Here is a 21,435-nt window from a genome sequence, read left to right as displayed (position 1 = left end):
CACCGCCACGCACATTCCCCCGGCCAGTATCGCCTCCCCTAAAATAGCCCCCACGACAACTCACTCGATCACACGACTCTATAAGAGCATCCCTTAGAGGCCCGAGGCGATAGAAAAGCACAGCTGTACCCAGAGAGTGAGGTACGACGAATGCAGCACTTGGGCAGGAACCATCACTGTCCCTTCCATACTTGGACAACCCACCATCTCAACCACCAAATCCACAAAACACGTCGGCCAGCGCCAACCGGCGCGCCCCATATCAGCCTGGGTCGCAGCGAAGCGCAGGCCCAGGAAAGCGCAGCTTTCAAACCAGGGGTGGGTGCTGCGAATGCAGCACTAGGGCGGGGACCATAGCTGTCCCTTCCTATCTAAAGACAATCCATCAACCTAGAACTCAGTTCAAAACGACGTTCCCACCAAATCCCTAGCCCCGAATGGGGCGCTCCGTGCCACCGAAGGACAAGCGAAAGCGCAGTCCTGGTACCAAGACCAATCGCAATCCCCAAGTGCTGTATGCACGCTCCCAAAAGCCCTGAAGGGACGGGATATTGAAGCCAAAGTCGAAACGAAGCACATTCCCAGGAAAGCGCAGCTCTAGACCAGGAAGGGGGTGCTGAGAATGCAGCGTTTGGGTAGGAACGAAACCGTCCCTACATTAAATAAGACATCCACCATTCCAACCACCAAGTCCAAAACTCACATCCGAAAGCGCCAACCGGCGCGCCCCATACAAGCCTGGGTCGCAGCGAAGCGCAGGCCCAAGAAAGCGCAGCTTTCAAACCAGGGGTGGGTGCTGCGAATGCAGCACTTGGGCGGGAACCATCACTGTCCCTTCCTTACCCAGACAACCCACCAAACCCCAGCCCTACTGAGCCAGACCCTTGTCCAAGAACTCCTCGAACTTCCCGCGATCCCGGGTAAACGCCTGAACCACGTTCGTCCCATCAGGACGAACGATCACATACGCAGGCAACGTAACCGCCCCCGTCAACGTGATCATCATCTTCTGGTTCGCCATGTCGCTCTCGGTGGGCCGATCCGTAAACAGCTTCGCACGCGTGAACTTGTTTAGCCGACTCTCCACAGAGTCCTTCGGGAACATGTTCTTCTCCATCCAACGGCAGTTCGTACAATACACGCCCGTAAAGTCGATGAAGATCGGCGTGTTCTTCTCCCTTGCTTCCTTCTGAGCCGCTTCGTAGCTGGAAATCCAGCTCAGCCGCTCCGTAGAAACCACGGCAGTCTTCTCATTGCTCGGGTAGGGCGAAGGCGGCAAAAACGCCTCCAACTCACCAAGCGAAGCACCATTGATGGCGTAAAGGAAATACCCCGCACCCAACACAGACGCCACACCCACAATACGCCGCAAAATGCCGATCTTGGGTCCCTCATCCACCTTCGGCAACTTCACCATGCCGACCATGTAAGCGCCCGCAATCGTCGCGATAATCGCCCACAACGCAAGGTAAACCGGCCGAGTAATAATCCCCAAACCGCCATGAACTCCAAGATCCACGGAGCTCAAGAACTTAACCGCCGCCGCAAGCTCCACAAAGCCCATAAACGCCTTGGTCGTCGCCAACCAACCGCCTGACTTAGGCAGCTTCGAAAGCGCCTGCGGGAACAATGCGAGGAAGAAGAACGGCACCGAAAACGCCGCACTAAACCCAGCCATCCCCAGAATCGGCCACCAAAGATCACCCTTGGACGCAGAAACCAAAACCGCACCGACAAACGGCAACGTACAGGTGAACGAAGTCAAGCTGAACGTAAGCCCCATAAACACAGGCCCAAGGAAACCGGCCCGGTTACCCTGCAATTTGTTCGTCAACCCCGCGGGGAGACCAAGCTCAAAGAACCCGAACAAACTAAACGCCAGCGCAATAAACACCACCGCCAGCGTCCCGTTCAACAAAGGCGCATTCGCAAACTTAGAAAGCCCCGCCGCACCAAACACCAACGAAACAATCACGCCCAAAGCCGAAAACGTGGTGACAATCCCGCCGCAGAACCAAAGCGCCTGCTTAATGCCAGCGCGCATGTCCTCCTGCTTCTTCTGCTTGCTAAAGAAGCTCACGGTGATGGGGATCATCGGGAACACACAAGGCGTCAGCAACGCCACAAATCCCGACACCACAGCCAACGCCAGGTAAGAGAAAATCCCCTCAGAACGCGCCTTATCCACATCGGTCTGGATAGCCTTCCCGCCATTCTTCGTAGACGCGGCATTCAGAGGAGTTGAATCATCAACCGCTGCTCCCGAAACATCAAACTTAACCGCTACGATGTCGGACTTAGGAGGCAGACATCCTGAATCGTTACATGCTTGGTAATTGACGTCAACGGAGACTTCAACACTCCCACTTGCCGTCTTCGACAACCGAACCGGCACTCGAAAGCTCGCCTTGTCCTCATAGAACTCCAGCTCTTTGCCAAAGTTAGGGTCCTGCTTCTTCACAGGAGTCGACTGAGTAGGCGTCCCGATCTCCTCAATCGCCGGGCTCTGCTTAACCGTGATGACGGTCGGTCGGTTCGCGTCAGGAATATTCTTCAAGGAATAGATGTGCCAGGTCTTATCAATGGTCGCATCCAAAACCAACTCAACGCGCTGCCCAGGCTTGGGATTCGCCGGTTCAATGCTGCTAGTCCAGTGAGCGCGGCTGGGAATTTGCCCCATCACCAAACCACTCAGAACAGTTGCCGTTAGCACCAGCAACATCCGAATCAATCGAAATCTCAAGTTCATGAATTACCTAATATCTAAAGACGCAAGAGGTCTATGCACCGGCATAGACCTCCTGAGAAATAGCGAAATTTGCTGGGTTAATCCAGAGTTCCGCGCAGAGCTTGCTCGCGCTCAATCGCCTCAAACAGGGCCTTAAAGTTGCCCTTGCCAAAGCTCTTCGCACCCTTCCGCTCAATGATCTCGAAGAACAACGTAGGTCGGTCTGTAATCGGCTTCGTAAAGATCTGAAGCAGATACCCCTCGTCATCACGGTCCACCAAAACCCCGAGATCCTGCAAGGCCGCAATGTCCTCATCAATCTTTCCAACTCGACTCGGAAGATCCTCGTAATAAGTCGCCGGAACACGCAAGAACTGCATGCCTCGATTTCTCAGTTCGGTCACCGTCGCCACAATGTCGTCCGTCCGGATCGCCACGTGCTGAACACCAGCACCGCCAAAGAACTCCAGATACTCATCGATCTGAGACTTCTTCTTCCCTGCCGCAGGCTCATTAATGGGGAACTTCACCCGACCATCGCCGCCCGACATCACCTTCGACATCAGCGCCGTATACTCCGTCGAAATCTCCTTATCGTCAAACGAGATCAACTGAGTAAAGCCAAGCACGTCCTCGTACCACTTCACCCATTCGTTCATCTTGCCCAACTCAACGTTGCCCACAATGTGGTCGACTTCCAACAACCCAGTCGGCACGCCAGGATCAGACCGCTCAATAAAGCCTGGCAAGAAGTGGCCCGTGAACTTGTCTCGATTGATAAACGTGTGCAGCGTGTCACCGTAGGTCCGAATACTCGCGATCCGAACCTCACCATTCGCGTCGCAAAGCGAATATGGCGCACGGGCGGGCACCGCACCCCGCTCAACAGCTGTCTTAAACGACCAGTCCACATCGTCCACTTCAAAAGCGATGTCCTGCACATGGTCGCCATGAATGGCCAACTGCTCGGCAATAGGGTGTCCGGGTCGAACCGGGGCGGAAAACAGGAACTTGATTCCGTTCTGCTCCAACAACCAGTCCACCTCGTGCTTCAAACCAGTCTCCAAACCATGGAAGGCAGTTACCGAAAAGCCGAAGATCTGCTTATAGAAAGCAGCCGATTGTCGGGCGTTGCCGACATAGAACCGAATGTGGTCGATTCTGCGAATAGGAAATGTGTCTTGCATCGTTGCATGCTCCAAGGCTATTACTGTAGAGTTTACTGCCTTTGCCCTGGAGCCATGCCCGATTGTTATGAAGACTCGATGTCAGTTGTTCCGCTGAAGCTTCAGCAGCAATTCCAACACGCGCACATAGATCCAAACCAGAGTGACCAGCAGAGCAAAAGCCCCGTACCACTCCATAAACTTAGGCGCTCCCTCATTCACTCCCGTCTCAATCAAATCGAAGTCAAGGATGAGGTTCAACGACGCGATCACAATCACCACGAGGCTGATTCCGATGCCTAAAGGACCGCTGCTGTGCAACATCAACATGTCCGATGCACCAAAGATCGAACCGATGAACGAGATGAGATACACCAAGAAAACCGCACCCGTAGCCGCAATCACCGTCTTCACAAAAGTAGGTGTCGCCCGGATCACACGGCTCTTGTAGAGCAGAAGCATCGTGAGCAAAATGCCTGTGGTGATAAACACCGCAAACAGAACCAAATTCTGGTACTTGGAACTCACGATTCCAGAGATCGACCCCACCACCAGCCCGGCAAAGGCCGCATAAAGCGAACCCGTCACCGCAGCCCACTGAGGCTTAAACGACGTGGTGATTCCGAAAGCCAGCGAACCAATCGCGCCAACCATCAAAAGTGGTCCCCCAAGCCCCGAGATCCACGCAAAAGTCGCCGAAATCGTAAGGATGATCGCAAGGATCAACCCACGATTAATGGTCCCGTCAATCGTCATCCGACTCGTGGAGTCGCCCGTCAAATAGGCGAATTTGTTGAATGTCTTTTCGTTGAAAACTGGGTTTCCGGCCATGTTTACTGTCCTGATCTATAGCTTACTACGCCCCACCGCACCCACCTGGGCCATTTCGAAACGATTTCCAGCCCAAAGACCCGGAGCTTGTGGAATGATCTCTGAGCGGGTATAACTTTATCCACGCCGATGTAGCTCAGTGGTAGAGCAGCTGTTTCGTAAACAGCAGGTCGCGGGTTCGATTCCCTTCATCGGCTCCACCCCCTCAATTTCCCTTCCCACCTTTGCAACAACGCTCAACTGCGGCTCCTATCCCCTGCCTGACTCTGGACGAGTCCGCCCCCCCCCAGCGGATTGACACCCTCAAGTATCTCTGACTTCTCAGCAGACGCCGTTATCGTCCTCTTACCACACCGCCTCCCATCGGTCACATGTTGTGGCAGTCGCTTAGCACCGTGGAGTGACCTGGGAAGAAGTTACTATCCAATTAGAGAGTACGGAATCGAAGTCATCACCGAATGTCCAAGCCCGCTCAAATCACACTACACTTCCCTCACGCGCAAACCACTCCCACTTGCGCGCCGCTTCCTCCAACCATTCATCAAACGCATCCACGCCTTCCCGAAGGAACCGCGCAATCACTAGGCGTTGATCCTGCTGAAGCGGCCCGTAATAAACCATCTGCTTCCGCCTCAACGGAAACCAAATGGACCTAATAAACGAATTCACTTCCCAGGACTCGATCACGCTCCAGCCGAAAGAATCCACACGCCGCATAACTTCTACAGCAGCATACAAACGCTCCAACTCCTCACCAATAGTCAGAATCCCCGCACCCACACGCACAAGCTCTCGCCCATCCATATCGGGAAACCCCAATTCCGCACCCCGGGCCAATTCGCGCGCGAACACCCCGGGAAACTCCTGCTGCCATTCAAGATTTGGAGAGGACATAGCACCAAGATTCTGGCACCGACAACTCAATCCCCCTCCCCCTAAAGTCCGGACCAGAACGATGCATGCCCAGGATAATCGACGCCTCATTAGGACAAAACGAGACTCAAGGACTGTATGCACACCCCCATCCCCTCCGAGAGGTCCAACGGACCGGCATACCCACAGCCCAGCGGCGTAAGCCCTGGGAAAGCCCCAAAACGGACCGAGGGCTGAAAGCCCGACATACGCAAACACCCTGACAGTCCCTTCCGCTAAATCTCCCCAGCCCCGAACGGGGCGCTCCGTTCCAGCGAAGGACAAGCGCAAGCGCAGTCCTGGTACCAACACACCCACAAACCCGAAGTGCTGTCAGCACGCTCCCTATCCCCTCCGAAGCATCCCAACCGGGATGTCAGAAACCAGCGGTGGCGTCGAAAACGATCCCTTCCTCAAATCCCCCCAGCCCCAAACGGGGCGCTCCGTCCGAGCGAAGGACACAGTCCTGGTAACCAACCACCACCAGCCCCGAGTACTGAAAGCACGCTCCCCATCCGCTCCGAAGCATCCCGAATGGGATGCCAGAAAGTAGCAACGGGTCGCTAGACCCGTTGAAAGCCCACCCAGAATCCGCACCCCGAAGGGGTGCCAGAAGCCACCAAGCCTCAACAAAACCCAACCCTTCCGAGAGGTCTGAAACAACGGCATACCAACAGCCCAGCGGCGTAAACCCACGAGGAGACGTGATATGCAAAAAGAACACTAACACTCCCCACTCAAAAACTAAAGTGCGGAAAGCACACTCTTGCAAGCCTTGGAAGAAATCAAATGCCAAATCGGGTAGCTCTGTGGAGCGCGCCATAAACGCCTAGGTCACTGCATAGCGCAGGCTCAGAGAAGAACAGCCTTAAACCAGGGGTGGGGTGCGGCGAATGCACCACTTGGACGGGAACGAAACCATACCTTCCTCATCAAGACAACCGATCAACGACCACGTCCAAAAGCGCCAACCGGCGCGACCTCATAAATGCCTAAGGCAAAAAGAAATGACGCCCTAAGAAAGCGCAGCTTTAAAACAGGGGGTGGGGTGCTGCGAATGCAGCACCTGGGCGGGGACCATAACTGTCCCTTCCTTATCAAAACAACCCACCACCCGCTGAACGAACTTACGACTCTTGCATGAACGGATAACGGTAATCCGTTGGCGGATTGAACGTCTCCTTCACGGTACGAGGACTCAACCAACGGTACAGGTTCAAGATCGAACCGGCCTTGTCGTTCGTGCCACTCGCCCGCGCGCCGCCGAAGGGCTGCTGGCCGACGACAGCACCGGTCGGCTTATCGTTAATATAGAAGTTCCCAGCCGCGTTGCTCAGCTTCTGAACCGCCAGCTCCACCGCGTAACGATCCTGCGCCAAAACTGCTCCGGTGAGCGCGTAAGGCGAAGTGCTGTCAACCAGCTCCAAGGTCTCTTCAAACTTGTCGGCATCGTACACATAGAGCGTCAGAACCGGCCCAAAGATCTCTTCGCACATCGTGGTGTACTTGGGATCCTTCGCCAAGATCACGGTTGGCTCGATGAAGTAGCCGACCGACTTGTCATAGCCTCCACCCACCAAAATCTCCAAACCGTCTCGCTTGGCGCCATCAATATAAGCAGCGATCTTGTCGAAGCTCCGCTCATCGATGACGGCGTTCACAAAGTTGCTGAAGTCCTCAACCGAACCGACTTTGAACGACTGAACGCCCTCAACCAGTTTCTGCTTCACTTCTTCTGCAATGTTGCTGGGAATATAGGCGCGAGAGGCAGCAGAACACTTCTGACCCTGATACTCGAAAGCACCTCGCAACAGCGCGGTCGCGACAGCATCCGCCGAAGCACTCTTGTGTGCCACCACGAAGTCCTTGCCGCCCGTCTCACCCACGATGCGTGGGTAGCTTCGGTAGTTCGGAATGTTCTCCCCAATGGTCTTCCACATTGAGTTAAACACACCCGTGGAACCCGTGAAGTGAACGCCCGCAAACTCGCGATGCTTGAAGCAGATGTCGCCAATCGTAGGCCCATCCACGTAGACCAAGTTGATCACGCCATCGGGCAAGCCAGCCTCGATCAGGATCTTCATGATCATCTGAGCGCTGTAAACCTGGGTATTCGCTGGCTTCCAAACCACCACGTTGCCGCACATCGCTGCGGAAGTCGGCAAATTGCCAGCAATCGCCGTGAAGTTGAACGGAGTCACAGCCAATACGAACCCTTCCAAAGGCCGATACTCAAGTCGGTTGTGCATGCCAGGACTGCTGATAGGCTGCTGTCGATAGATCTCGCTCAAGAAGTGAACGTTGAACCGCAAGAAGTCAGCAATCTCGCAGGCGCTGTCGATCTCAGCTTGGTAGGCGTTCTTACTTTGAGCCAGCATCGTGGTGCCGTTCATGTAAGGGCGATACTTGGTGGCAATCAGGTCAGCCGCACGTAGGAAAATATTCGCGCGGTTCTCCCAACTCATGTTGGCCCAGGCCTCTTTCGCCGCCAAAGCAGCATCGATAGCCTGCTGGACGTGGCTGGCGTCCCCAAAGTGGAAATGCCCAAGAACGTGAGCTTTCTCGTGAGGTGGGTTCATCGGCAACGTATTGCCGGTTCGCACCTCCGCGCCGCCGATGTACATCGGCACGTCAATCTGCTGTCCCTTGAGCTCCGCCAAAGTAGCCTTCAGCAGTTCTCTTTCTTTGCTTCCCGGAGCGTATGAGAGCACGGGCTCGTTCACCGGCAACGGGTAGTTAAAGTAGCCTCGATCCATTGTACATATGAGTGTACCGAGATCACGCTAAACCAACACAAAACGAGGGGGCACACAGCCCCCTCAAACCGGACTTACTTTACCTTCGCTTTGGAAGCAGCAATGATCTGCTGAAGCTTCTCGCTGGTCAAAGGATCCTTGTCGTCCAACGGGAAACCCTGCCATCGCACAATGCCATCTGCCGAAATCACCATGCAGTGAGGAATCCCCTCGACGCCAAGGATGTTCTTCATCTTGGCACTCGTGTCGATAGCGACGTGATAATCCATCTTCCCTTTGGAAGTCTTCATGAAGTCCGAAACGGTAGCGGCCTTCTCATCGCTCACGCCGATGACGATCAAGTCCTTCCCAAACTTCTTGTGCCACGCATTCATCTCTGGGATGAGCTCGCGGCACGGAGGGCACCAAGTAGCCCAGAAGTCCACCAAAATCACCTTGCCCTTCATGCTTTTGGGCTCATTCTGAAGCCACTTCTCAACCACAAACTTCGGAGCAGCCTTACCACGGAAGTCGTTCTTGGCGTAAAGCGTCTTCGCCTTCTCGTAGGGCGGATACTTCGCATCATCGGCCACGCGGGCAATGCCGAGGCCAACGCCCAACACGAGAGCAATACAAGTCAATGATTTCTTCATAAACATGATACGTTTCAGCAATCCATTAAGTAACAGCCAACCTCAAAGCTTCGTACTCTGCCTGCCCAACGCCCGCAACATGGTCGCTCTAGAAAGCTGCAGCGCGTAGTTCGCACTCACCGCATTCACCTGGGCGCTCACCAAAGCTGCCTGGGCATCCGTCACTTCAATGAATGCCGCAATCCCCGCCTTAAACCGCCCCTCAGCCAGCCGCACACCTTCCTCCGCGTTCTTCACCTGGCCGTTGGCAATATCCGCCTTCTGCTGGTTCGCCTGCAAAGCTACAAAAGCCTGAGCGACATCGGAAACCACGTTCTGAGCCGTCAGTTTGTACTGCGCATCGGCTGTCAACACATTCGCCTTCGACTGATTGATCTGCCCAGCACGGTTCCCACTATCAAAAATGTCCCAGCTGAGGAACACTTGAAATGTCGCGTTCTGCGTATTCGTCGGAATCTCTGTCCCACGCCCGTTCACGCCCAAAGCAAGGTTCAGAGAAGGAAACACCGACTGCCGAACCGACTCCAGGTCATACCCACTCGCCTTCAGATTGGCCCCTGCCTGCAAAAGCTCCGGTCGATGATCCAAAGCCTCCTGCACAAACGCACCTAAATCGTTGGTCGTCAAGGGAGGCTCGACGGATTCCGTGGCACTCAAAGGTGTACGAGCATCAATCCCCATCGCCACAGCCAGCACTACTTGAGCGTTCAAAGCAGCCTGCCGCGCACTCACCAAACTCAATGAAGCATCCCCAACGCTCGTGGTAGCCCGAACCACATCAAGAGGCGCCCCAATCCCTTTGTCCAGCTTCGCCTGAGCCAATTCCAGCTGACGCTTACGACTTTCCAAGTTCGCCGTCTGAACATCGATCACCTTCATGGCGTTCAGATAGTTGTAGAAAGCCTGCTTGGTCGAGATCACCACATCCGCTTCCGCCCGCGTATATCCCCACTTCGCCGAATCACGCCGAGCCTCCGCCTCCCGTACCTGGTTCCGCGTCCGCTCAAAGTCAAAGATCAGTTGCTTCACAGCTAGCCCAGAGTTGAAACCAGTCGTCGTCCCCGATTCTGCAACCCCACCAATGAAAGCCATTTTTGAGTACCCAGCCGAGAGCGAAAGATCAGGCAAAAGCTTCGACTGACTGATCTGAACCTGCCCCTTCGCATTCAGGATATTCGCGTTCGCGACTTTAAGCGATAGCTGGTTCCGAAGCGCGATCTTCACCGCCTCCTCAGCCGACAAAGGCTTGGAGTTCGGATCGTTTTGAGGTCCCGGCATCAGCAAAGGAGCCATGGTCGGCACTCCCTGCAGGTTAGGCTTAACCGGCGGCGTCTGCGTCACCGGGGTTAGAGCGATTGCGAGTCGAATCAGTAGTAGAGACATAGCTTCTGTGAACACTCAGGTCATGAAATGGGAGGGATAGAATCCTGCTCAGGATCAGCCGTTTTGGCTGCCGCTAGCAATTCAGAAATAGCATCGAGGATCTCCGCCTGGCGGTGAATGGGGATGTGGGAAAGACGAGACCCAGCGCGGTGAATCCGCACCTCCCGACGAAGGCGCATCTTCTCTCTGCCCTCATCACTCAGCCGAACGCGCCGCACCCGTCGATCGGACGGATCCTCGTACCGTTCAACCAGATGCATCTGCTCCAGGCGATTGAACATCTGAGTCACCGCGCTCATGGTCAATCCCAACTCGCTACTCAGCTCGGACGGAGTCACCGATTCCGACTCCTCAAGAATCCGCATCAAACGAAGCTGGGCAATCGTGATCTCTGCCAGCGGATCATCGGGCGTAGCCCAAAAGATGCGACGCATCGTCTTGGGCAACATCTCCTCTAACTTAGAAACAAAATCAGCGGTGCCGTCACTCAACTGGTTTCACCTCTACAGGAGGCTCCGTATTCAAAACCCCCAGGTCCGGCCCCACCACGCTCGATGCCGCCAGATCTCGCTTGTTCCCTCGTAGCTTGCGAGCGAGGTCATCAAACATCGTGTACACCGTCGGAACGATGAACAGCGTCAAAAGCGTCGAAGTGGTCAGACCGCCAATAACGGCAGTGGCAAGGGGAGCTTGAGTCTCGGAACCGCGACCGATGGCCAAAGCCAAGGGCAACATTCCCAAGATCGCCGCAAACGTCGTCATCAAGATCGGCCGCAACCGAGTGGGAGAAGCCGTCAAAATCGCCTCATCCCGGCTCATCCCACGCCCTCTCAACTGGTTCGTGTAATCCACCAACAAGATGCCGTTCTTCACAACGATACCAATCAGCATGAGGAGTCCGATAAAGGCCGTAAGCCCAAACGCCCGCCCGCTGATGAACAACGCCAACACCACGCCCAGCGCACACAGCGGCACCGAAGTCAGAACAATCAGCGGATAGATGAACGACTCAAACTGAGACGCCAGCAACATGTAGATCAGCGCAATCGCCATAAAGATGGCAAGCCCCAACCCCGCAAACTCGTCCTTCCTACGCTGCTGGTTAACGCCAAATCCCCACCGAGAGCCTGTCGGGAACTCAACCTTCTTTAGCGCAGCCGAGATATCGTCCTGCACTTCCGACTCGCTTCTTCCCTGCAAGCGCCCGACCACGGCGATATACCGCTGTCGATCCAACCGCGTAATCTCGTTGGGTCCAAGCCCATATGCAGGCTTCGCAATCTGCCCAAGCAAAATCGGCTTCCCACCCTTGCCGGGTCCCGAGGAAGGGGCAATGGGCAGATTCAGAAGTTCGTCCACCGTCTTTCGAGACTTCTCCGGGACCTGAACATAGATCGGATACTGATACCCCTTCTCCTGGAAGTAGGTAGAAAGCGCGCCGTTCGTGCTGGATTGCAAAGCGTTCGCAAGATCCTGGAAGCTCACACCAAACGCGAGCGCCTTATCACGGTCCACCACCCACTTAAGCTCCGGAGTCGCCTCCTGAACACCCAAGTCCACACTCTCCAGCCCAGGGATCGACTTCAGGACATCCAGCACTTCACGTGCCTTGGCCTGAAGAACCTCCTGGTCCTGCGCAAACACGTCCACTTCCATGTTCGTCGCGCCGCCCGTCAAGATCTGAGTAACCAGGTCGTAGGGAGTCACAATCACTCGGGTTCCAGGGATCGTGCTGAGATCCTTCTGAACCGCCTTGATCACGTCCTGAGTCGAGTGCTTGCGGTTCTCCTTAAGCCGAACCGTACCACCGCCCTGGTATCCCGTCTGCGAAGTGCTCGTTCCGCGAATGCTTAGCGTCGTTCCAGCCGCAGCAAACAACGTCTCCACGTCGGGATTCGAAAGAATCTTCTTTTCAGCGATCTTCATCGCCGCATCCGTCTGCGCAAACGACGTCCCCACGGGAAACTTCAAGTTGACCGTAAAGTCGCCACTGTCCGTCTGAGGCAGCATCTCACTACCAATCATCGGAACCAAAGGAAACACCAGAGCAGTCGCCAAAAACGCCCCACCCACCACTAGGTACCGATGATGAATCGCATACTTCAAAGCCCGCTCATACGCCGCATCTAGCTCATTGAACTTCCTGCCAAACCAGTCGAACATCTTCAGGAGTGGACCGGTCTTCTTCCCGCGCTGAGCGCGAAGATCAGGATGCGCCTCTTCCTCAACCTCTTCTCTTCGGATCAGCCGAGAAGCAAGCATCGGAACGACCGTAGTCGCATCCAGCAAAGACACGGCGATGGAGAAGATCACGACCATCGCAAACTGGGTAAACATCTGCCCCGACTGCCCCTTCAGAAGCAGCAATGGCAAGAACACGATCATAACCGTCAGCGTGGAAGCCACAACCGCAGCCGCAATCTCCTGCGTACCGCTCACCGCGGCATCCATCGCCGAACGCTTGTCACGCTCAATGTGCCGGAAGATGTTCTCCAACACAACAACCGCGTCATCCACGATCAGACCCGTAGAAAGCGCCAATCCACTTAGCGAAATCGTGTTCAGCGTAAAGCCGCAGAAGTACAGCAAAGCGAAAGTCGAAACAATGGAAATCGGAATCGACAACGCAACCACCAACGTGCTGCGAACGTTCCGCAAGAAGAACATCAAGATGATGATCGCCAGCGTTCCACCGATGATCGCCTCAGTCTTCAAGTCATCAATCGAGTTCTCAATGAATCCCGACTGCTCATAAGCCGTCCGAAACTTCAGCTGCGGATACTGCTTATTGATCTCCTCAATCTTCTTGTGAATCGCCTCAGAAGTCGCAACGGTATTGGCCGCACTCTGCTTGGTGATGATGATTCCCGCCGCGGGCTCGCCGTTCAACCGCGTATTAATACGCGTCTCCTGGTGCTCATCCCGAACAGACGCAACCATGCCCAAAGACACAATGCCGCCCTTGTAGCTGCCCACCGGGATCTTGTTCATCTGGGCAACGGAAAGGAAATATCCATCGCTTCGAATGGTGTACTCGGTGTTGCCTTGCTTCGCGATTCCAGCCGGAAGACTCAGGTTCTCCTGCACTAAGCGCCGCTGAACATCATCCAACGTCACGCCGTAAGCCTGCAACTTCCCAGGATCCACATCAACGATAATCGAACGCTGCTGACCACCCGTAATCGTCGCAGCGGCCACGCCACCCGCAGACTCAATCATCGGGGAGATCTCGTTGTCCAAGATCGTCCGCAACTTAACCGGATCCTTGATGCCCGAAACACCGAAAATCAAAATCGGCAAAGTCGATGGGTCGTATTTATAGACAACGCTGGGCTGAAGTGTAGGGTCGGTCGGAAGCTGAGACTTCGCGCGCTGAACGAGTTGCAAAACGTCAATCGCCGCCTGACCCACATCGGCACTCCAGTCGAACTGAACACGCACGGTGCTGCTGCCGTTCGTAGTGCTGGAACTCACCTGATACACGTTCGGCGCCGAAGAAACCGCCTGCTCAATCGGACGCGTAATCTGCGTCTCCATCTCCTCAGGGGCAACGTTCGGCCACGTCGTGACAACCGCAACCGTCGGAATGCTGATCTTCGGCAACAGGTCGATGGGCAGCTTGGTCAAACAGATCGCGCCCAACAAAACCAGCGCCGCAATACGCATCGTCACCGCAACGGGACGCTGCACCGAGAATTTTGCGATGTTCATTGTGCCTTGCCCTTCTTTCCGACATTCACCTTCTGACCGTCACGCAGCTTCTGGTAAGAAACCACCACCACCTTATCGCCAGCCTTCAAGCTGTCTCCTTTCACCTCGAATCCGTTCGCATCAGAAGCCCCAAGCACCACCGGAGTCTCCTTCGCAGTGCCATCCGCCTGAACTACACGAACAACTTTTTCAGTCCCCGACCCGCTCACAGCCTCTCGAGGCACCACCACCACGTTCTTCACCGACTCCATCGTAAAGACCACCCGCGCATACATTCCAGCCCGCAACGCCCCGTCCTTGTTCGGCAACGTAACGCGAACCAGAAACTGTCGGCTCTGAACGTCCGCAGCCGGGTTAATCTCCGTAACAACGCCACTAAAATTCCGACCGGGCAACGCGTCAAACTGGATCGAAACCGTTTGCCCCTGGCGGACGTTCTGGCTCTCTTCAATCGGCACATTCGTCGTGACAAACACAGAGTTCACGGAAGAGACCTGCAATATCGGTTGCCCCGGAGTCGCAATCATTCCAGGGTCCATATAGCGGCCCGTCACGACACCATCTGCGGGGGAAGAAAGCTGCGTATCCGCCCGCCGAGCCTGGGCCTGTCGTAACTGACCCTCGGCCGCCCTCACGGTCGCCTGCAAGGCGGCAATGTTCGCCCTATAAGCTGGCAAATTGGCACGATTCGCATTCGCAGAATCCAAGCTGGCGTTCGCCTGTTTCAGTCGGGCCTTCGCGGCGGTAATGTCCGACTTCCCTTTCGTGCGCACGATGCTCGCCTGATACTGGGCAGACTTCAACCCAGATTTAGCGGAATCCAAAGCACTGTTGGCCGCAGCCACCTTGCTCTGTGCCACCTTCAAGGCGCCTTCCGATACAGCCACCTGCGTCTTGGCGTCGTCCACATCCTGCGCAGCAATGTAACCGTCCTTATAAAGCGAGTAAATTCGGTCGTACTTCGTCTTGCTGTTTGTCAAGTTGGCCTGAGCACTCTCAAGATCCGCCTTCGCACTGTTAAGATTTGCCTCAGCCGCCGAGACCTTCGCCCGGTTGTCATCCACCACGGCGTCCGCAGCAGCCACCTGAGACACAAAGTTCTGCGAGGTCTGCTCAAAGTCTGCCGACGACGAACTCACCGACGCCTTCTGCTGGTTGATCTGAGTCCCAATGCTCACATCGGTGGGCAACATCCCCAACTGAGCCTGAGCAAGTCGAGATCGAGCCTCGGCCAGGGCCGCTTCCTGCTGCAAAACCTGACCCTCCACCTCAGCCGGATCAAGCCGCACCAACACCTGCCCCATCTTCACAGGCGCGCCTTCGCGAAGCTGAAGGAAATCAATACGGCCCGCAACCTTAGGGGACAGCTTCACATTGAGTTGCGCCTCTACCTGTCCAACGGTCTCAAGCGTGCGAACAATATCCCGCCGCTCCAGCGTCGCCAACACAGTATTTGCCGGAGCCTTTTTCCGTTGCTCCTGAACTTTGGCAAGAGCCGCCGCCTCCGCGTTTTTCTGGGAAAACCTCCAGGTCAGAAGGCCTCCGAATGCGAGAACAGGTACCCCAATGTAGAGAAACGTCTTAAAATTCAAAATGCTTTACTCGCCTAAATAGTTTAGTTAACTTAACTATACTAAGCAGACGTTAAAACACGTGCCTGGTTTTGTGACGTATGGAAAATCTTACGAAACAACACCGCGAAACTCCGAGACATCTTGGATAATGCTGTATCGCATTTATATTGCGTGAACGGTCAAGCTCCCCTTGACCGTCCTTTCAACATTCTTATGATTCGTCGCGCATTTACCCTGATTGAACTTCTGGTCGTCATCGCAATCATCGCAATCCTTGCCGCCATCCTCTTCCCTGTGTTTGCACAGGCGAAAGGAGCTGCAAAGAAAACCCAATGTCTCAGCAACGCCAAGCAGATTGGAACCGGTCTCTACCTCTACGTAGGAGACACTGATGACACCCTGCCCATGGCAAACTACGACGCCACCACCTACGTTGGCCCTCCCTACACACTCTTCTCCTGGCACGCAGGCGCAGGCAAAGGCGAGCTCAACTGGGCAGACGTCCTCCAGCCCTACATCAAGAACACTTCCATGTTCAAGTGCCCTGAAGACAGCACAGGCGCATCCGACTGGCCCAAAGGCAGCGGCAACAAAACAAAGGGAGAACTCCTTTCCTACGCGCTCAACCTGTTCTTCTTCAGCCAACCTGGCGGAGTGAGAAGATTCTCATTGAGCGGCGGCAACATGAGCGAGATCACCACACCTTCCAGCAAGATCTTCGTGGTGGAGACCTCGTCCAACACCAACGCTGAGCTGATGTCCCCAGCACGCTGGAAGACCCCAGACGGCAAATCCACCTACGAGCGACACCTCGGTGGATCCAACTACGTCTTCGCCGACACCCACGCGAAGTACCACAAGATGCCGCAGTGGTGGAAAGACACCACCCTCGTCTGGTCCCCGGCCGAAACCGCAGCACTCAACCCATGCCCACAGTGGTTCCCATGGGTCTCAGAAGACAGCGAGAAGTGGTGATAGAGAAGGGCGCTTAGCCCTTCTTACCTTTCCAGCTGATGCCCGTTCCAGGCATCAAACGAGCGCTACTGGACGACCCAGAACCGGGTCGTCCCTTCCATCCAAAGAATCCAACGCCTTGGATCTTCGCATCTTCATTCACTTCCTTCACAACGGAAGTCGGATGGAACCGCTTCTCAATGTCTGCCCGAGTAGCAGCAATCTGTGGCTCAAACTTACTTCCTGCGCAGAGCTTTGGATCTGGCACTTCTACAACCGTACTAGCGCCGCCCTTGCTCTCCAAAACCATGTAGTAGTCGCCGTCCTTCTTCAGAACAACGCTCTTCACCTTCGCGTCTACGCTCCACACAGTCTTCTCAAAAGAACCTGCACGCTTCTTCTGGTACTCAGACAGATCACCCTTCTGATCGTCTGGCATCTTCTGCGCCAGCATCTCTTCAATGGTCGTCTCCTTGGGGTTAGGATCGATACCGGCGGCATCAGGGTCCAACGCGTGCTTCACATCGACCCTTGAAGGTCCATGGAGGGGCTTCTTAGCCACCTCTCCCTTCACATCGGTCTTGGGCTTGGGTGATTCTGCACTAGTAGTCGAGTCCTTGGAACCGCATCCACTAACACACAGAACAACAATCGAAGAGCCGACGAGGGAGTTGAGAAGCCGTGACATACAACCCAGCTTATCACAACCAAGACCCTCTGAAAGAGCAACTCAGCTACCTAACAATAGAGCTAAAACCGGCCCCACCACAGAAGTACTGCATTACGATAATTAAAGCACCTCAAACCTACATCTTTCTTATCGCTGCCCGATAATTTTAGAGCAACTAGGAAGTGCAATGATTTGAAGTTCTTGGCGAGGCTGCTGATATTGAGTCTGCTACTGGCGAGCTGTTGGCTCGTCCAGCTCAAGTACACCCAAGACATCAAAATGGCCCGCCGCAGCTTCCAAGCAAGCTGCGACAAAGAAGGCAAAAGAGTCGCCGCAGACATCTTCTACACATTCCGAGTCACCTACCAAGACCTCCGAACCATCGCGCGCATGCCCGGAATCCGCAATCGCGATTGGACAGGCGACAGTTTCAGCGCGAGGGACCAAGACGAATTTGTAGAGGTTCACGCCAACCTGTTTTCATCAGTGCCCGTGGAGGAGATCCATCTGATCGCTGCCTCCAAAAAGCAGGGCGTCCATGGGACCGACACCAAAGCTTCGCGAAGACAGTTCCTTACCTTCCTCAAAAACGTAGGGCAGGTCTCACTCGAAACCAGCCGCACAGACCCTTACGGAAACGTCCACGCTTCTGGCGAAGCAGCAGTCATAAGAGACTCGGTCGAAGACCTGATCCGAACAGAACCGTCGCTTGCGCTCCACAGCAGCCTCAACTACATCGCTGCAATCACCCGCCCCGTCCTCATGGATGAAGCGTCGAAAAACACGTCGTCCCACTCTATCGACGATTTCGTGGTCTTCTATTGCGTCCCATGTTACGATCAAAAGGACCAAATCAAGGGAGCCATCGTCGCTGAAATAGGAATCGAAGCGCTCCACAATATCCTCCCCAAGCGAGGCTTTGCCCTCATCAACGACAAGACGAACCTCTGGGCAGGAGACACTTCCAGCGAACGCTCACCAAACGACTATTCGCATTCCATCCCCATCGACGTGGTGGACATCGGGGGGAACTGGAGACTCGTCGCTTACGGCTTTGAAGCCGATTTCCGCGCGCTGCCCGAAGTCGTCGCTGCAAACAACTCAAGACTCCTCTCATGGCTCATCATCGGCCTCGTCTCAGCCTTGATCTCGGGAATCGTCGTCAACAACAACCGAACCAAACAGCGACTGGTCACGATCAACGCCGAACTAGAAGACCGAGTGGCAGCACGAACATCCGATCTCAAAACGTTCGCAAAAGAGTCTCAGAAGCTAGCCGAAGAAGCACTTGCCGCCAGCAAAGCCAAGTCTGAGTTCCTAGCCAACATGAGCCACGAAATCCGAACACCCATGAACGGCGTGATCGGCATGACAGACCTCCTGCTTGAAACCGACCTCAGCCAAGAACAACGAGAGTACGCCGAAACCGTGTGGTCAAGCGCCGATGCACTGCTCAGCATCATCAACGACATCCTCGACTACTCCAAGATCGAAGCCGGACATCTCTCCATCGACGAAATCCCATTCGATCTCCAAGATCTCGTCGAAACAGTCACTTCTCTGTACGGAAAAGCAGCCCACCAGAAAGGCGTCGAACTCGCCATAGACATCTCCGATGCAGTCGAAGGTTTCAGAATTGGAGACCCCCTCCGGGTCCGACAGATCCTCAGCAACCTCATCGGCAACGCGGTGAAGTTCACGGCGGAAGGACACATCCTCGTCTCGGTAAGACAAGGTGCTACAAAGAACTCCATTTACCTGGCCGTCAGCGACACCGGCATCGGCATTCCCCAAGATCGACAGGGAGCCATCTTCGATGCCTTCACACAAGCAGACGGTTCGACAACGCGCAAGTACGGTGGGACCGGCCTTGGACTTACCATCTGCCGGCAACTCGTAAGCCTCATGAACGGGGAAATCGGTCTCAACAGCAGCCTCGAAACGGGAAGCGAATTCTGGTTCGAAATCCCGCTCCCAGTTGCAGAGCAAGTGGCACCCATCCCATGTCCGAGGGATCTCATGGGCCGGACCGTCCTCGTGGTGGACGATTCCGACTTAAACAGAAAGATCATTCGCAAACAAATCGAGGCGACAGGATGCATTGTGGAGGAAGCAAGCAGCGGGGCGGACGCCCTCAAACGAATGGCCAACATGGCGCTGCCGACGCCCGATCTGATCGTGCTCGACTACATGATGCCGGACTTCGACGGCGAAGAAGTGATCGAGATGCTGAGGGAAAGCATGTCCACAGTGCCGCCTATCGTGGTTCTCTCCTCGGCCGGATCACTCATCGACTCCCATCGGATGAAGGAACTCGGAATCAGTACCTGCATGAACAAGCCCGTTCGTAAAGGAACGTTCCTGGCCACCATCCGAAAGACGCTGGGCATCATCACCCACACAGTCGAGCGAACACCCGCCACCAAAGTTCCACGCCCCGTCGCAGACCTGAGAGTGCTCCTAGCCGAGGACAATGAAGTCAACCGAAAGGTAGCGATCAACATGCTGGAACTCTTTGGATGCGTGGTCGATGTAGCAAACGACGGTCAAGAAGCAATCGACCTGGCGAGCAAGCACAGCTACGACCTCATCCTCATGGACTGGCATATGCCCAATGTGGATGGCATCGAAGCGACTAAGAAAATTATCGAACAAGCCAACGCCCTCGGTAAGACCACGAACATCGTCGCCATGACAGCCAACGCAATGCCCGAAGACCGAGACAAGTGCTTCGCAGCAGGTATGAAGGGCCACGTCGCCAAACCAGTCAAAAAGAAGGACCTGGAAAAGCTCATCGCCGAAACACGAGAAAACATAAGATTAGCCGCCTAAAACAGCTATCCCTTCGACACTCGCCAAATCCGCCCACCCCAGTCGTCGGCAACTAAAACACTCCCATCGGGCAACAACGCCAACCCAGCTGGCCGCCCATAGATCTCCTTGTTAGAGCCTCCAGGCAACCACCCGGTCACAAAATCCTCCACCTTCCCGGTCGGCTTCCCGTTGGCCCCGAACTTGATCCGCACCACCTTGTATCCGTTCAACTTACTTCGGTTCTGCGATCCGTGCAAAGCCACCAGCGCATCTCCCTGGTAGAACTTGATATCAATCGGCGTGCTGTGAGCCGCCTGCAATACATCCGGCACCAACACCTTCTCCTTCAAGTCTAACCGCTCCGGCACCCGACGATCGTGGTGCTTCCCAATGTAGTAGTAGGGCCACCCATAAAACCCACCCGGCCGAATCGAGGTCGTAAAGTCGGGCACCAAGTCATCGCCCAAATAGTCGCGCTCCGCCACATTAGCCCACAAAGTGCCCGTCGTTGGATGAATCGCAAGCCCAATGGGATTCCTCAACCCCGTCGCGTAGGTAACTGCCTTCCCCGCAATCAAACCCTGAGAGTTCAACGGGTACCGCTCAATCACCGCCCTCCGTGGCCCCTCGACTGCCACGTTCAGCTCGCTCCCAATCGTCAAGAACAGATGCTTGTTATCAGGAGCAAACAATATGTTCCGAGTCCAGTGGTTCCGATACCCCTTCTGAGGAATCCCATCCAACACCACCTGGGGTTTCGTAGAAGCCATCCGCTGCCCAGCCCGATAAGGCCACCGAACAATCGAACCCGTGTTCGCCACATATAAATGCCCAAACCGGAAACCAATGCCGAAAGGCATATTCAGCCCATCCGCCCAAAGACTCTTCCCCGACGCCCGCTCACCACCCGACGAATGCCACAAAACCTGCACCCGATTCGGCTGATGCTTCTCCCGAACCTCAATCCGGGTCTCCACCACAAACACATCCCCATTCGGAGCCACCGCCATCATCCGTGGATGGTGCAACCCGTCCGCAAACAGGTTCACCTTGAACCCCTTGGGCACTCGCAGAAAACTGGCAGGTGCAGGAACCAACTTAGGAACAAGGATCACACTTCGAGAGGGAGCTGGAAGCTTCTGCTGCCCCAGCAAAGCAGCGCAAACGACGGCGGAGAGAACCACGGATCCATTCTATCCATAGGATCGTCCAAACAAAATCACCTGTCCAGTACGGAAAACCTCATCTAAACCGAGAATGAGAGCGTCAATGAACTGAAGAGGTAGCAAAACTGCTCCCAATTC

Annotated in this window: 15 protein-coding genes and 1 tRNA gene; 4 read left to right on the top strand and 12 right to left on the bottom strand. The window is 55.1% G+C overall.

The annotated features are described in order from the left end of the window. Positions 1-868: 868 nt before the first annotated feature. From ACZ51B_RS18630 to ACZ51B_RS18620, 3 genes are all read right to left on the bottom strand, one after another. Positions 869-2,749, bottom strand: coding sequence for a protein-disulfide reductase DsbD family protein (locus ACZ51B_RS18630; protein WP_464294844.1), 1,881 nt, complete (start codon positions 2,747-2,749; stop codon positions 869-871). A gap of 77 nt (positions 2,750-2,826) precedes the next feature. Beyond that, positions 2,827-3,915: a 4-hydroxyphenylpyruvate dioxygenase gene (hppD, locus tag ACZ51B_RS18625; RefSeq protein WP_464294843.1), complete on the bottom strand. Its 1,089-nt coding sequence runs from the start codon at positions 3,913-3,915 to the stop codon at positions 2,827-2,829. A gap of 81 nt (positions 3,916-3,996) precedes the next feature. Beyond that, positions 3,997-4,725, bottom strand: coding sequence for a Bax inhibitor-1/YccA family protein (locus ACZ51B_RS18620; RefSeq protein ID WP_464294842.1), 729 nt, complete (start codon positions 4,723-4,725; stop codon positions 3,997-3,999). A gap of 125 nt (positions 4,726-4,850) precedes the next feature. Here ACZ51B_RS18620 and ACZ51B_RS18615 point away from each other — a divergent pair. Next, positions 4,851-4,925 (top strand) — tRNA-Thr (locus tag ACZ51B_RS18615). A gap of 277 nt (positions 4,926-5,202) precedes the next feature. On the opposite strand, the gene ACZ51B_RS18610 is transcribed toward ACZ51B_RS18615, so the two are convergent. Further along, positions 5,203-5,619: a hypothetical protein gene (locus tag ACZ51B_RS18610; protein WP_464294841.1), complete on the bottom strand. Its 417-nt coding sequence runs from the start codon at positions 5,617-5,619 to the stop codon at positions 5,203-5,205. A gap of 391 nt (positions 5,620-6,010) precedes the next feature. Here ACZ51B_RS18610 and ACZ51B_RS18605 point away from each other — a divergent pair, with 391 nt between their 5' ends. Next, positions 6,011-6,190, top strand: coding sequence for a hypothetical protein (locus ACZ51B_RS18605; RefSeq protein WP_464294840.1), 180 nt, complete (start codon positions 6,011-6,013; stop codon positions 6,188-6,190). Positions 6,191-6,764: 574 nt separating this feature from the next. Here the strand turns inward: ACZ51B_RS18605 and pruA are convergent. The 6 genes from pruA to ACZ51B_RS18575 form a co-directional block, all read right to left on the bottom strand. Then, positions 6,765-8,393 (bottom strand): L-glutamate gamma-semialdehyde dehydrogenase, encoded by a 1,629-nt coding sequence (gene pruA, locus ACZ51B_RS18600; RefSeq protein ID WP_464294839.1) that lies wholly within the window; start codon positions 8,391-8,393, stop codon positions 6,765-6,767. Positions 8,394-8,467: 74 nt separating this feature from the next. Further along, positions 8,468-9,025, bottom strand: coding sequence for a TlpA family protein disulfide reductase (locus ACZ51B_RS18595; protein WP_464294838.1), 558 nt, complete (start codon positions 9,023-9,025; stop codon positions 8,468-8,470). Positions 9,026-9,067: 42 nt separating this feature from the next. Beyond that, positions 9,068-10,408, bottom strand: coding sequence for a TolC family protein (locus tag ACZ51B_RS18590; RefSeq protein ID WP_464294837.1), 1,341 nt, complete (start codon positions 10,406-10,408; stop codon positions 9,068-9,070). A gap of 20 nt (positions 10,409-10,428) precedes the next feature. Further along, positions 10,429-10,899: a MarR family winged helix-turn-helix transcriptional regulator gene (locus ACZ51B_RS18585; protein WP_464294836.1), complete on the bottom strand. Its 471-nt coding sequence runs from the start codon at positions 10,897-10,899 to the stop codon at positions 10,429-10,431. Beyond that, positions 10,892-14,119, bottom strand: coding sequence for an efflux RND transporter permease subunit (locus tag ACZ51B_RS18580; RefSeq protein WP_464294835.1), 3,228 nt, complete (start codon positions 14,117-14,119; stop codon positions 10,892-10,894). Before ACZ51B_RS18580 ends, ACZ51B_RS18585 begins: the two co-directional genes overlap by 8 nt. After that, entirely contained in the window at positions 14,116-15,711 is a 1,596-nt protein-coding gene (locus ACZ51B_RS18575; protein ID WP_464294834.1) for an efflux RND transporter periplasmic adaptor subunit, read from the bottom strand. The genes ACZ51B_RS18580 and ACZ51B_RS18575 overlap by 4 nt, the downstream gene beginning before the upstream one ends. A gap of 195 nt (positions 15,712-15,906) precedes the next feature. Here ACZ51B_RS18575 and ACZ51B_RS18570 point away from each other — a divergent pair, with 195 nt between their 5' ends. After that, the gene (locus tag ACZ51B_RS18570) at positions 15,907-16,668 is read left to right on the top strand and encodes a prepilin-type N-terminal cleavage/methylation domain-containing protein (protein ID WP_464294833.1); all 762 of its coding nucleotides are present in this window, start codon (positions 15,907-15,909) and stop codon (positions 16,666-16,668) included. 13 nt (positions 16,669-16,681) lie between these two features. Here ACZ51B_RS18570 and ACZ51B_RS18565 read toward each other — a convergent pair whose 3' ends face one another. Next, positions 16,682-17,335 (bottom strand): hypothetical protein, encoded by a 654-nt coding sequence (locus ACZ51B_RS18565; protein WP_464294832.1) that lies wholly within the window; start codon positions 17,333-17,335, stop codon positions 16,682-16,684. Between the two features lie 174 nt (positions 17,336-17,509). Here ACZ51B_RS18565 and ACZ51B_RS18560 point away from each other — a divergent pair, with 174 nt between their 5' ends. Further along, positions 17,510-20,149: a response regulator gene (locus ACZ51B_RS18560; protein WP_464294831.1), complete on the top strand. Its 2,640-nt coding sequence runs from the start codon at positions 17,510-17,512 to the stop codon at positions 20,147-20,149. 5 nt (positions 20,150-20,154) lie between these two features. Here the strand turns inward: ACZ51B_RS18560 and ACZ51B_RS18555 are convergent, their stop codons facing one another. Further along, positions 20,155-21,315 (bottom strand): PQQ-dependent sugar dehydrogenase, encoded by a 1,161-nt coding sequence (locus tag ACZ51B_RS18555; protein ID WP_464294830.1) that lies wholly within the window; start codon positions 21,313-21,315, stop codon positions 20,155-20,157. Positions 21,316-21,435: the final 120 nt, after the last annotated feature.

It is taken from the genome of Fimbriimonas sp. LA-C6 (assembly GCF_055398105.1).
The sequence above is the reverse complement of the archived record's forward strand: the minus strand, read 5'-3'. Positions and strand labels throughout refer to the sequence as shown.

Coding starts and splice junctions, on each gene's coding strand:
- ACZ51B_RS18565 (WP_464294832.1), bottom strand. CDS start 17,335: ATGTCACGGCTTCTCAACTCCCTCGTCGGCTCTTCGATTGTTGTTCTG.
- ACZ51B_RS18610 (WP_464294841.1), bottom strand. CDS start 5,619: ATGTCCTCTCCAAATCTTGAATGGCAGCAGGAGTTTCCCGGGGTGTTC.
- ACZ51B_RS18580 (WP_464294835.1), bottom strand. CDS start 14,119: ATGAACATCGCAAAATTCTCGGTGCAGCGTCCCGTTGCGGTGACGATG.
- ACZ51B_RS18605 (WP_464294840.1), top strand. CDS start 6,011: ATGTCAGAAACCAGCGGTGGCGTCGAAAACGATCCCTTCCTCAAATCC.
- ACZ51B_RS18590 (WP_464294837.1), bottom strand. CDS start 10,408: ATGTCTCTACTACTGATTCGACTCGCAATCGCTCTAACCCCGGTGACG.
- ACZ51B_RS18570 (WP_464294833.1), top strand. CDS start 15,907: ATGATTCGTCGCGCATTTACCCTGATTGAACTTCTGGTCGTCATCGCA.
- ACZ51B_RS18620 (WP_464294842.1), bottom strand. CDS start 4,725: ATGGCCGGAAACCCAGTTTTCAACGAAAAGACATTCAACAAATTCGCC.
- pruA (WP_464294839.1), bottom strand. CDS start 8,393: ATGGATCGAGGCTACTTTAACTACCCGTTGCCGGTGAACGAGCCCGTG.
- ACZ51B_RS18595 (WP_464294838.1), bottom strand. CDS start 9,025: ATGAAGAAATCATTGACTTGTATTGCTCTCGTGTTGGGCGTTGGCCTC.
- hppD (WP_464294843.1), bottom strand. CDS start 3,915: ATGCAAGACACATTTCCTATTCGCAGAATCGACCACATTCGGTTCTAT.
- ACZ51B_RS18630 (WP_464294844.1), bottom strand. CDS start 2,749: ATGAACTTGAGATTTCGATTGATTCGGATGTTGCTGGTGCTAACGGCA.